Annotated in this window: 8 protein-coding genes and 1 pseudogene; 3 read left to right on the top strand and 6 right to left on the bottom strand. The window is 75.7% G+C overall.

Going from position 1 to position 11,501, the window contains the following annotated elements; genetic code table 11:
* Positions 1–227: 227 nt before the first annotated feature.
* The 6 genes from RKE29_RS23010 to RKE29_RS22985 all read right to left on the bottom strand — a co-directional run bounded on the left by RKE29_RS23010 (position 228) and on the right by RKE29_RS22985 (position 8,639).
* On the bottom strand, positions 228–2,408 hold the full coding sequence (locus tag RKE29_RS23010) for a 3-hydroxyacyl-CoA dehydrogenase NAD-binding domain-containing protein (protein ID WP_312007484.1): 2,181 nt from the start codon (positions 2,406–2,408) through the stop codon (positions 228–230).
* Between the two features lie 82 nt (positions 2,409–2,490).
* The gene (locus RKE29_RS23005) at positions 2,491–3,705 is read right to left on the bottom strand and encodes an acetyl-CoA C-acetyltransferase (RefSeq protein WP_312007482.1); all 1,215 of its coding nucleotides are present in this window, start codon (positions 3,703–3,705) and stop codon (positions 2,491–2,493) included.
* Between the two features lie 68 nt (positions 3,706–3,773).
* Complete coding sequence (locus RKE29_RS23000) at positions 3,774–4,919, bottom strand: acyl-CoA dehydrogenase family protein (protein ID WP_312007480.1); 1,146 nt, start codon at positions 4,917–4,919, stop codon at positions 3,774–3,776.
* The gene (locus tag RKE29_RS22995) at positions 4,916–6,046 is read right to left on the bottom strand and encodes a CaiB/BaiF CoA-transferase family protein (protein ID WP_312007479.1); all 1,131 of its coding nucleotides are present in this window, start codon (positions 6,044–6,046) and stop codon (positions 4,916–4,918) included. The genes RKE29_RS23000 and RKE29_RS22995 overlap by 4 nt, the downstream gene beginning before the upstream one ends.
* Before the next feature lie 146 nt (positions 6,047–6,192).
* On the bottom strand, positions 6,193–7,680 hold the full coding sequence (locus tag RKE29_RS22990) for a sialate:H+ symport family MFS transporter (protein ID WP_312007478.1): 1,488 nt from the start codon (positions 7,678–7,680) through the stop codon (positions 6,193–6,195).
* 23 nt (positions 7,681–7,703) lie between these two features.
* On the bottom strand, positions 7,704–8,639 hold the full coding sequence (locus RKE29_RS22985; protein WP_312007477.1) for a dihydrodipicolinate synthase family protein: 936 nt from the start codon (positions 8,637–8,639) through the stop codon (positions 7,704–7,706).
* 402 nt (positions 8,640–9,041) lie between these two features.
* On the opposite strand from RKE29_RS22985, the gene RKE29_RS22980 reads away from it, so the two are divergent.
* The 3 genes and pseudogenes from RKE29_RS22980 to RKE29_RS22970 form a co-directional block, all read left to right on the top strand.
* The gene (locus RKE29_RS22980) at positions 9,042–10,268 is read left to right on the top strand and encodes a saccharopine dehydrogenase NADP-binding domain-containing protein (protein WP_312007476.1); all 1,227 of its coding nucleotides are present in this window, start codon (positions 9,042–9,044) and stop codon (positions 10,266–10,268) included.
* A 78-nt stretch (positions 10,269–10,346) separates the two neighbouring features.
* A complete protein-coding gene (locus RKE29_RS22975; RefSeq protein ID WP_312007474.1) occupies positions 10,347–10,649 on the top strand; it encodes a YciI family protein in 303 nt (100 codons plus the stop codon).
* 57 nt (positions 10,650–10,706) lie between these two features.
* A pseudogene (locus RKE29_RS22970) lies at positions 10,707–11,501 on the top strand (hypothetical protein); the annotation flags it as partial.

Raw genomic sequence — 11,501 nt, 5'->3', positions numbered from 1 at the left:
ACCGGCGGACCCCCGCGGGCGGGCCGGGCGCCGGGCGGCCGGGGCACGGCCGGGGCGCTGGTCCCCGGGACGCCGGTCCCCGGAACGTATACGAGCGGGCCGGACCCGGGCGGCGCGCCCGAGTCCGGCCCGTGCCCGGGAGCCGGGCGGGGCATCAGGCGGAACCGGGCGGGCCCGCCCCCGGTCCGGTAGGAGGACCGGGGGCGGGCCCGACGCGGCGCGGGGCGTCAGTCCCGGCCGGACCCGGTGAAGGTCTCGCCCTTCTCGGCCTTGGCCACCAGCAGCTCCGGCGGCGCGAAGCGGTCGCCGTAGGCGGCCTGGAGTTCCCGCGCGCGGGCCGTGAAGCCGGGCAGCCCGCCCTCGTAGCCGTTGATGTACTGGAGCACGCCGCCGGTCCAGGCGGGGAAGCCGATACCGAAGACAGAGCCGATGTTGGCGTCGGCGACGGAGGTCAGCACGCCCTCCTCCAGCAGCCGGACGGTGTCCAGCGCCTGGGAGAACAGCATCCGCTCCTGGATGTCCGCCCACGGCAGGTCCGGGTCGGCGCCGCCGAAGTGCTCGGCCAGGCCCGGCCACAGGCGGGTGCGCCTGCCGTCCTCGTAGTCGTAGAAGCCGGCGCCTCCGGAGCGGCCGGTGCGGCCGAACTCCTCCACCATGCGGTCGACGACCGCCTCGGCCGGGTGGGCCGGCCAGGTGCCGCCGGCCTCCTCGATGGCCCGCTTGGTCTCCAGCCGGATCTTGCGCGGCAGGGTGAGGGTCAGCTCGTCCATCAGGGACAGCACCTTGGCCGGGTAGCCGGCCTGGGCGGCGGCCTGCTCGACGGTGGCCGCGGGCACGCCCTCGCCCACCAGCCCCACGCCCTCGTTGAGGAAGTGGCCGATGACGCGGGAGGTGAAGAAGCCGCGCGAGTCGTTCACCACGATGGGCGTCTTGCGGATCTGCCGCACCAGGTCGAAGGCGCGGGCCAGGGCCGCGTCTCCGGTGCGCTCGCCCTTGATGATCTCCACCAGCGGCATGCGGTCGACGGGCGAGAAGAAGTGCAGCCCGATGAAGTCCTCCGGGCGCCGGACGCCCTCGGCGAGCAGGGTGATGGGCAGGGTGGAGGTGTTGGAGCACAGCAGCGCGTCGGGCGCGAGCAGTCCCTCGATCTCCTGGAACACCTTGTGCTTCAGGGCCGGGTCCTCGAAGACGGCCTCGATGACCGCGTCGCAGCCGGCCACGTCGGCCGGGTCGGCGGTGGGCGTGATGCGGGCCAGCAGCGCGTCCCGGTCGGCCTCGGTGGTGCGGCCCCTGGCGAGGGCCTTGGCCAGCAGGCCCTCGGAGTAGGCCTTGCCCTTGGCGGCGGACTCGGCGGAGACGTCCTTGAGGACCACCTCGATGCCCGCCTTGGCGCACGCGTAGGCGATGCCCGCGCCCATCATGCCGGCGCCCAGCACGGCGACCTTCCGCACCTCGCGCGGCTCGAAGCCCTGGGGCCGGCTGGCGCCGGAGTTGACGGCCTGGAGGTCGAAGAAGAACGCCTGGGTCATGTTCTTGGCGGTCTGCCCGGTGGCCAGGTCCACGAAGTAGCGGGCCTCGATGGCCTGCGCGGTGTCGAAGTCGACCTGCGAGCCCTCGACGGCGGCGGCCATGATGTTGCGCGGGGCCGGGTAGGGGGCGCCGCTGAGCTGCTTCTTGAGGTTGGCGGGGAAGGCCGGGAGGTTGGCGGCGAACTTCGGGTGGGCGGGCGTGCCGCCGGGGATCTTGTAGCCGTCCGCGTCCCAGGGCTGCCGCGCCTCGGGGTGCGCGTCGACGTAGGCGCGGGCCCGCTCCAGCAGCTCCTCGCGGGTGGTGACCACCTCGTGGACCAGGCCCTTGTCCAGGGCCCGCCGCGGCGGGTACTGCTTGCCCTGGAGCAGCACGTTCAGCAGCGCGTCGGTGATGCCCAGCAGCCGTACAGTGCGGACCACGCCGCCGGCGCCGGGCAGCAGGCCGAGGGTCACCTCGGGCAGGCCGATCTTGGATCCGGGGGCGTCGAGGGCGACGCGGTGGTGGCAGGCGAGGGCGATCTCGTAGCCGCCGCCGAGGGCCGCGCCGTTGACGGCGGCGACGACGGGCCGGCCCAGGGTCTCCAGGCGGCGCAGGTCGCGCTTGACGGCCATGGTCCGGTCGTACACGGCCTGGCCGTGCTCGGGGCGCACGGTGATCAGGTCGCGCAGGTCGCCGCCGGCGAAGAAGGTCTTCTTCGCGGAGGTGATGATCACGCCGCGCACAGCGTCGCGCTCGGCCTCCAGCCGGTCGACGACTGCGGCGAGGGAGACGCGGAAGGCGTCGTTCATGGTGTTGGCGGACTGGGCGGGGTCGTCCAGGACGAGGGTCACGACGCCCGTGTCGTCCTGCTCCCAGCGGATCGTGCCGGTCTCGCTCATCGTGCTTGCTCCGTAAGAGGTGCGCCGCCGGGCCGGGTGGGGCCCGTACGGCCGGCGGGAAGGTGGCCTTGGGGGACGGGCGTTACAGCCGCTCGACGACGGTGGCGATGCCCATGCCGCCGCCGACGCAGAGGGTGGCGAGCCCGTACCGCTGCTCCCGCCGCTCCAGCTCGTCGATCAGGGTGCCCAGGATCATCGCGCCGGTGGCGCCGAGCGGGTGGCCCAGGGCGATGGCGCCGCCGTTGACGTTGACCTTGTCCAGGCTCAGCCCCATGTCCCGGGCGAAGCGCAGCACGACGGCGGCGAACGCCTCGTTGATCTCCACCAGGTCGATGTCGTCGACGGTCAGCCCGGCCTTGGCCAGCGCCTTGCGGCTGGCGGGCGCGGGGCCGGTGAGCATGATGGTCGGCTCGGAGCCGGAGACGGCGGCGGAGACGATGCGGGCGCGGGGCCTGAGGCCGTAGCGCTCGCCGGCCTCGCGGCTGCCGATGGCCACCAGCGCGGCGCCGTCCACGATGCCGGAGGAGTTGCCCGCGTGGTGCACGTGGTCGATGGCCTCGACCCAGTGGTACTTCTGCAGGGCCACCGCGTCGAAGCCGCCCATGTCGCCGATGACGGCGAACGACGGCTTCAGGCCGGCCAGCGACTCCACGGTGGTGCCCGGGCGCGGGTGCTCGTCGCGGTCCAGCACGGTCAGGCCGGAGCGGTCGCGGACCGGGACCACGGAGCGGTCGAAGCGGCCGTCCTTCCACGCCTCGGCGGCCCGCTCCTGCGACAGCACGGCGTAGGAGTCCACGTCGTGCCGGGTGAAGCCCTCGACAGTGGCGATGAGGTCGGCGCTGATGCCCTGCGGCACGAAGTTGGTCTCGTACGAGGTCATCGGGTCGTTGAACCAGGCGCCGCCGTCGGAGCCCATGGCCACCCGGGACATGGACTCCACGCCGCCGGCCAGCACCAGGTCCTCCCAGCCGGAGCGCACCTTGGCGGCGGCGAGGTTCACGGCCTCCAGGCCCGAGGCACAGAAGCGGTTCTCCTGCACGCCGGCGACCGTGTCGGGCAGCCCGGCCGCGATGGCGGCGGTGCGGGCGATGTCGGCGCCCTGGTCGCCGACCGGGCTGACCACGCCGAGGACGATGTCGTCGATCGCGGCCGGGTCCAGGTCGGGGAAGCGGCGGCGGATCTCGTGAATGAGGCCGACCACGAGGTCGATGGGCTTGGTGCCGTGCAGGGCGCCGCTGGCCTTGCCGCGCCCGCGCGGGGTGCGGACGGCGTCGTACACGTACGCTTCGGTGGTCACGTCTGGTGCCTTTCGGGGAAAGTCTACGGGGGGTGGCCCTGCGGGCGGCGGGGACGCTCGGGTGGAGGTCAGTCGGCGAGCAGGGAGCGGCCGATGACCTCCTTCATGATCTCGGTGGTGCCGCCGTAGATGGTCTGGATACGGCCGTCGGTGTACGCCCTGGCGACCGGGTACTCGGTCATGTAGCCGTAGCCGCCGTGCAGTTGCAGGCAGCGGTCGGTGACGCGCTTGTTCAGCTCGGTGGCCCACCACTTGGCCATGCACGCGCCCACCGCGTCGAGCTGCCCGGCGGTGTGCTCGGTGATGCACCGGTCGACGAACTCCCGGGTGACGGCGCACTCGGTGGCCATCTCGGCGATCTCGAAGCGGATGTGCTGCTGCTTGGCCAGCGGGCGGCCGAAGGCGTGCCGCTCCTTGACGTAACGGCTGGTGATCTCCAGCAGGTACTCGGCGCCGGCGATGGCGGACACCGCGATGCTCATGCGCTCCTGCGCGAGGTTGGTCATCAGGTGCATGAAGCCGCCGTGCAGCTCGCCCAGCAGGTTCTCCTTGGGCACCTTCACGTCGTGGAAGAACAGCTCGGCGGTGTCCTGGGCCTTCTGGCCGACCTTGTCGAGGTTGCGGCCGCGCTCGAACCCCGCCATGCCGCGCTCGACCACCAGCAGGCTCACGCCGTGCGCGCCGCCCTCGGGAGTGGTGCGGGCGACGACGATGACCAGGTCGGCGAGGATGCCGTTGGAGATGAAGGTCTTGGAGCCGCCCAGGACCCAGTGGTCGCCGGCGTCGGTGGCGGTGGTGCGGATGCCCTGGAGGTCGGAGCCGGCGCCCGGCTCGGTCATGGCGATAGCGGTGATGATCTCGCCGGAGCAGAAGCCGGGCAGCCAGCGCCGCTTCTGCTCCTCGGTGCCCAGCGAGGTGAGGTACGGGCCGATGATGTCGTTGTGCAGGCTCAGCGCGATGCCGGAGGCGCCCGCGCGGGTCAGCTCCTCGGCGAGTACGGCGGCGTAGCGGAAGTCGTCGGTCCCGCCGCCGCCGTAGGTCTCGGGCACGGCGAAGCCGAGCAGGCCCATGGCGCCCGCGGCGAGCCACGCCTCGCGGTCCACGATGCCCTGCTTCTCCCACCGGTCGTGGTGCGGGGCCACCTCCTTGTCGATGAAGGTCCGCACGGTCTCGCGGAACGCGTCGTGCTCGGGGGCGAAGATCTGGCGCTTCACTGCACGCTCTCCTGGGTCAGGGCGGGTACGTCCCAGTCGCGGGCCACCTCGGCGGCGTCCGCGCCGGGCCGGGCGGGCGGTCGGCGCACTCCGCCGGGGGTGGCGGAGAAGCGCGGGGCGGGCGCGGGCTGGGTGAGGCCGGCGTGGGTGACGAAGGTGCCGCGGGCGGCGAGGTGCGGGTGGGCGGGGGCCTCGCGCAGCGACAGGACGGGGGCGACGCACGCGTCGGAGCCGTCGAAGACGGCCGTCCACTCCTCGCGCGTACGCATCCCGAAGCGGGCGGCGACGGCGGCGCGCAGCTCGTCCCAGCGGCCGAAGTCGTCGCGGTCGGGCAGCCGGTCGGCGATCCCGAGCAGGCGGGTGAACTCGGCGTAGAACTGCGGCTCCAGCGCGCCCACCGCCATGTGGCCGCCGTCGGCGGTCTCGTAGGTGCCGTAGAAGGGGCAGCCGCCGTCGAGCAGGTTGGCGCCGCGCCGGTCCTGCCAGGCGCCGGCCGCGAGCATGCCGTGGATCATGGCGGTCAGGTGCGCGGTGCCGTCCACGATGGCGGCGTCGACGACCTGCCCGGTGCCGGTGGCCCGGGCGTGGTGCAGGGCGGCGAGCACGCCGACGACGAGGTAGAGGGAGCCGCCCGCGTAGTCGCCGAGCAGGTTGGCGGGTACGGCGGGCGGGCCGCCGGCGGCGCCGATCATGCCGAGCGCGCCGGTGACGGCCACGTAGCCGATGTCGTGGCCCGCGGTGTCGGCGAGCGGTCCGTGCTGGCCCCAGCCGGTCATCCGCCCGTAGACCAGCCGCGGGTTGCGGGCCAGGCAGGCGTCGGGCCCGACGCCCAGCCGCTCGGCGACGCCGGGCCGGTTGCCCTCGATCAGCACGTCGGCGCGCGCGGCCAGGTCGAGCACGGCGCGCGGGCCGTGCGCGGACTTCAGGTCGAGCACGACCGAGCGCTTGTTCCGGCCGGTGACGTCGCGCTCGGGGTCGATGCCGAGCACCGGGCCGCCGGGCCGGTCGACGCGCACCACGTCGGCGCCCAGGTCGGCCAGCAGCATGGCGGCGAACGGGCCGGGGCCGATCCCCGCCAGCTCCACCACGCGCGCCCCGGCCAGCGGGCCGTCTTCCGTCGGCGCCATCCCGCCCCCAACCTTGTGACACTGTTGCTGTAACACCACTGATGCTAAGAAGCGGGCGCGCCGCGCACAACCCCCGCGCGGCAACAATGCCACCAAGCGGTGGCACGGTCGTCCGGTGCCGGCCCCGCTCCTGACGGCAGGGGCGGTCAGGCCCGCTCCGCCTCGGCCGCGGCCACGCCGCGCGGCGGGCCCGGCAGCAGGTGGTCCTCCGGCACCGCGCCGCTCGTACCGTCCCTACCGCCGGTACGGGCCGTACGGTCCAGGAGCCGTCCCAGCCGCCGCGGCACGTCGCCGCCGACCAGCACCACGACCACCAGCGTCAGCCCGAAGGTGAGCACCGCCAGCGCCCGGCCCAGCGGCATGCCCTCGGCCAGGTGCGCGCCGAGCACGGGCGCCACCGCGCCGCCGAGCGCGCCGGTGTTGTAGACGAAGCCGAGCGACGCGGCCCGGCTCGCGGTCGGGAAGTGGCCGGCCAGGTAGCGCGGCAGCAGGCCGGAGACCCCCTGGCCGAAGGCGAGCAGGAAGAACAGCAGCACGCCGAGCCCGACCAGGCTGCCGCGCACGGCGAAGACGGGGAAGACGAACGCGAGCGAGACCAGCAGGGCCAGCGCGTACGCGCGCCGGGTGCCGAGCCGGTCGCCCGCGAAGCCCGCCAGCCAGCAGCCGCCCATCGTGCCGAACCCGGCGTAGAACATCACGTCCGCGACCTGCGCCGGGGTGTAGCCCAGCTCGGTCTTCAGGTACGTGGGCAGCAGCGCCTGGATCGGCCAGCTGTAGAGGAACGCGCAGAAGACCGTGCAGGTCAGCGCCACGTACAGGGCCCAGTGCCGGCGCCCGCCGAGCTGCGCGGCGAACGCGGCCAGGCAGCCGGCGGCGACCAGCGCGAGCGGCCACACGAACCCCGCGCCGAGCGGGGTGAAGACGGTGAACAGCGCGGCCGCCGCGGCCGCGGCCGCCACGCCGTTGGCCCAGGCACGGCCGCGCCCGGTGAACAGCGGGCGGAACGGGTTCGGCCGCGCCCGCGCGCGGTCCGCCTGCGCGCTCCACTCCGCGGCCTCCGGCAGGGCGCGCCGCGTCCACAGCGCCACCAGCACCGGCGCCACGCCGATGTAGAACATCCACCGCCAGCCCCAGTGCGGCACGACCCACTTGTACAGCTCGGCGGCCAGGATCGTGCCGCCCGAGTAGCCGGAGATCAGGAAGCCCGAGGCGCGCCCGCGCCAGGCCGCGGGCCAGCTCTCCAGGACGTACGTGGCGCTCGCGCTGTACTCCCCCGCCATCCCCGCGCCGATCAGCAGCCGGGCCGCGAACAGGCTGGTGTAGTCCCACGCCAGGCCGCAGGCGAAGGTGCCCAGCGAGTACAGCAGGATGCTGGCGACCATCGCCGCCCGGCGCCCGTACCGGTCGCCCAGCGCGCCCAGCAGCGCGCCGCCGAGCCAGCGGGTGACGAACGCGGCGGACACCAGGCTCGCCGCCTGGCCCGTGCCCAGCCCGAACTCGTCCGCGACCTCGGTCAGGACGAGCGTGATCAGGACGAAGTCGAAGCCGTCGAGCAGGTAGCCCAGCCACGCGGCGAACATCGCCTTCCACTGCGCCGCGGACACCTCCCGGTACCAGCGGCCCGTCGCGCCCACGCGAGGACCGGGGCCCGCCGCGCTCACGGCAGCAGGCCCCCCTCCTCCAGATACCCGCGCACGGCCTTCACGGCGGCCTCGTCCAGCGGGACCTGGGGGGCGGCGGTGGCCGGGCAGCCGATGACGCCCAGCAGGTGCAGGGCGGCCTTGAACCCGCCGTACGCGCGCGAGTCCACCCCCATCACGGCCGGGTCGCCCACGGCGGCGAGGCCGAACAGCGCGGCCAGCCGGTCCTGCTCGGCGGCGGCGGCCTCCCACTGGCCCGCGCGCGCGTGCGCGTACAGCCGGGTGAAGCCGTGCGGGTCGACGTTGCCCAGGCCCGGGACCAGGCCGTGCGCCCCGGCCAGCAGCGCGCCGTCGGCGGCCAGCTCCGAGCCGGTCAGCACCGCGAACGAGCCGTGCAGCCCGCGGCCGCGCACCGCGACCAGCAGGCGGCGCAGCGCGCCGTCGTCGCCGCTGCTGTCCTTCACGCCCGAGAGCGTACCCTCGGCGGCCAGCCGCAGCAGGACCTCCGGGTCCAGCCTGGTGTGCACGGCGGCCGGGATGTCGTAGGCGACCAGCGGCACGCCTGCGGCCTGCCGCACCCGCCGGAAGTGGTCGGCGGTCTCGGCCGGGTGGCAGCGGGCGTAGAAGGGCGCGGTGGCCACCACCGCGTCCGCGCCCAGCCGCGCCGCCGTACGGGCCTGGTCCGCGGCGCGCCCGGCGGTCATGTCGATCGCCCCGGCCAGCACCGGCACCCGGCCGGCCGCCGCCTCGACGACCGTCTCCAGGGCGGTACGCCGCCGGGCGTCGGTCAGGTAGGCGGCCTCACCGGTCGACCCCAGGGCGAACAGGGCGTGCACGCGCGCGCCGATCAGGTGCTCCACCAGGGCCCGCAGCGAGCGGGTGTCGACCTCTCCGGCCGGGGTCAGCGGGGTGCACAGGGGCGGGATGACACCGGTGAGGGGGACGGGGATCATGCCGGCCTGCTTTCTGGCGGGCGCGGGGGCGGCTTCGTCCCGGGCGGGTCCGGCGCCGGTCCTCCGGCGTACGTACGCGAGCCCGGCCGTGTCCCGGGCACCGCCCGCGCGCGTGCGGCGGCCTCCCGCGGCGCGGGGCGTTCCGGCGGGCGGCCGCGGCGGACCATCGGACAGAGGATCGGGCGATGGGATCGGGGATGGATCAGACACTGGGTCGGACATTGGACATTGGACATCGGACATCCTACGTCTGCCGAATGTCGCTCAGCCGCCGTGGCCTGTCAAGCCCGCCGGGGCGGCCGTGGACGCCGGTTGACCGTGCGACGCCCGCTACCTACTGTGGCGGCCACCCCCGGCGGGCGACGGCCCGCGCGGGACCCGCGCCAGCAGGGAGGACCCGCCATGCGGCCATCGGACGCCGCTGACCAGCCCGGCCGCCCCGACCGCCCCGGCCATGCGGACCGGGCCCACGACATCGTGCTGTTCGGCGCCACCGGCTTCGCCGGCGCGCTCACCGCCGAGTACCTGGCCGAGCACGCCCCCGCCGACTGCCGCTGGGCGCTGGCCGGCCGCACCCCGGCCCGGCTGGAGCGGCTGCGCGACCGGCTCGCCGAGATCAACCCGGCCTGCGCCGGGCTGCCGCTGCTGACCGCCGACGCCGGCGACCCCGCCTCGCTGCGCGCCGTCGCCGCCGACACGCGCGTCGTGGCCACCTCCGTGGGCCCGTTCGCGCGCTACGGCGAGCCGCTGGTGGCCGCCTGCGCGGCGGCGGGCACGGACTACGCCGACCTGACCGGCGAACCGGAGTTCGTGGACCTGATGTACCTGCGCCACCACGCGCTCGCCCGCGAGACCGGCGCCCGCCTGGTGCACGCCTGCGGCTTCGACTCCGTGCCGCACGACCTGGGCGTCCACTACACCGTCTCCCAGCTGCCCGCGGGCGTGCCGCTGCGCGTCAACGGGTACGTGCGCTCCAACGGGACCATATCCGGCGGCACCCTCGCCTCCGCCCTGCACGGCATGTCCCGCCCGGTCAGCACGGTCCGCACCGCCCGGGCCCGGCAGCGCGCCGAACCGCGCCCCGCCGGCCGCACGGTCCGCTCCGGCCCCGGCGCCCCGCACCGCGCCCGCCGGCCCGCCGGCTGGGCGGTGCCGCTGCCGACCATCGACCCGCAGATCGTCGGCCGGTCCGCCGCCGCGCTCGACGCGTACGGGCCCGACTTCGCCTACGGCCACCACGCGCTGGTGCGCCGGCTGCCGGTCGCGGTCGGCGGCGCGGTGGGCGTCGCCGCGCTGCTCGCCGCCGCGCAGGTGCCCCCGGTGCGCACCTGGCTGTCCGGCCGCCTCGCGCCCGGCGACGGGCCGGACGCGGCGCGGCGCGCCCGCAGCTGGTTCTCCGTCCGCTTCGCCGGGGAGGGCGGCGGCAAGCGGGTCGTCACCGAGGTCGCGGGCGGCGACCCCGGCTACGAGGAGACCGCCAAGATGTTCGCCGAGTCCGCGCTGTGCCTGGCCTTCGACGACCTGCCGGAGACGGCCGGGCAGGTCACCACCGCGGCCGCCATGGGCGACGCGCTCACCTCGCGGCTGGTGCGCGCGGGCCTGGTCTTCCGGGTGGTCGAGTCCGGCTGACCGGCGGCGGCCGCCTCCTCCCGGCGGCCGGGAGGAGGCGGCCGCGGCCGGGGCCGTACGGGCAGTAGGCTGCCCGGCGTGTTCGTACTCGACCTGACCTACACCGCCCCCGTGGAGCGCGTCGACGCCCTGCTCGCCGACCACGTCGCCTGGCTGGAGGCGCACTACGCGTCCGGCGACTTCCTCGCCTCGGGCCGCAAGGTGCCGCGCGAGGGCGGCGTGATCCTGGCGCGCGGCGAGGACCGCGCGCGGATCGAGGAGATCGTCGCCGCCGACCCGTTCGTGGTGGCGGGCGTGTGCGCCTACCGGGTGACGGAGTTCCTGGCCACCAAGACGGCCCCGGAGCTGGCCGCGCACCGCCAGCGGCTGCCGTCCTCGTAGGAGTCCTCGTAGGAGTCCTCGTAGGAGTCCTCGTAGGAGCGGCGGCCGCCGGCGGGCTTGGGTCAGGACGTCTCGTCGGCGCTCGCGGTCGGGCTGGGCGTCGCGCTCGGGGTCTGCGACGGCGTCGCGCTCGGCGTCGCGCTGGGAGTCTCCGTCGCGGAGGGCGCCGCGCTCGCGGTCGGCGTCTCGCTCGCGGTCTCCGACGGCGTCGGCGACTCCGACGGACTCCCGCTCGCCGTCGCGCTCGGCGTCGCCGTGGGCGTCTCGCTGGGCGTCGCGCTCGGCTCGGACGTGCCGCCCGGCGTGGACGTCGCCGTCCCGGTGGGCTTCGGGGTGCCGGTCGTCGGGGTCGGCGCCGGGGTGGTCCCGTCGCCGCCGGAGGCGCTCGGCGACGGCGGGGTCGCGATGGGCGACAGGGTCGCGGACGCGGGCGGGGCCTCGGGGTCGAGCAGCGACGGCGTCAGCAGCGACGAGGACGGCGACAGCAGCGACGGTGGCACCAGGGACGGCGACAGCAGGGACGGCGTGAGCGCGTCCGGCGGGACGACGTCGGGCGACCGGTCCCCGGCCGCGTGCGCGTCCTCGCCGCCCGGCGAGCGCTTCGCGCGCGTCTCCTTCTCCGGCTTCCCGACCCCGCCGCGCCCGCCGCTCGCCGCCCACGCCGACGGCGCGCCGGAGGCCGTGGCCGACCAGGCGGTCGGCACGGACGGGTCCTGGTCCCCCTGGGCGAGCGACGTCGTGCCCCCGGTCAGGGCTATGCCCGCGGCGACCGCGGCCCCGGCGACGGCCAGCACGCTGGCTCCGGCCAGCGCGGCCGCGACCGGGCCGGTCGCCCGCAGGCGGCCGGCGGCC

Origin of the sequence: Streptomyces sp. B1866, assembly GCF_031932565.1 — a bacterium.
Lineage (GTDB): Bacteria > Actinomycetota > Actinomycetes > Streptomycetales > Streptomycetaceae > Streptomyces.
Note: the sequence above shows the minus strand (reverse complement) of the source record. Positions and strands in the feature narration are given on the sequence as shown.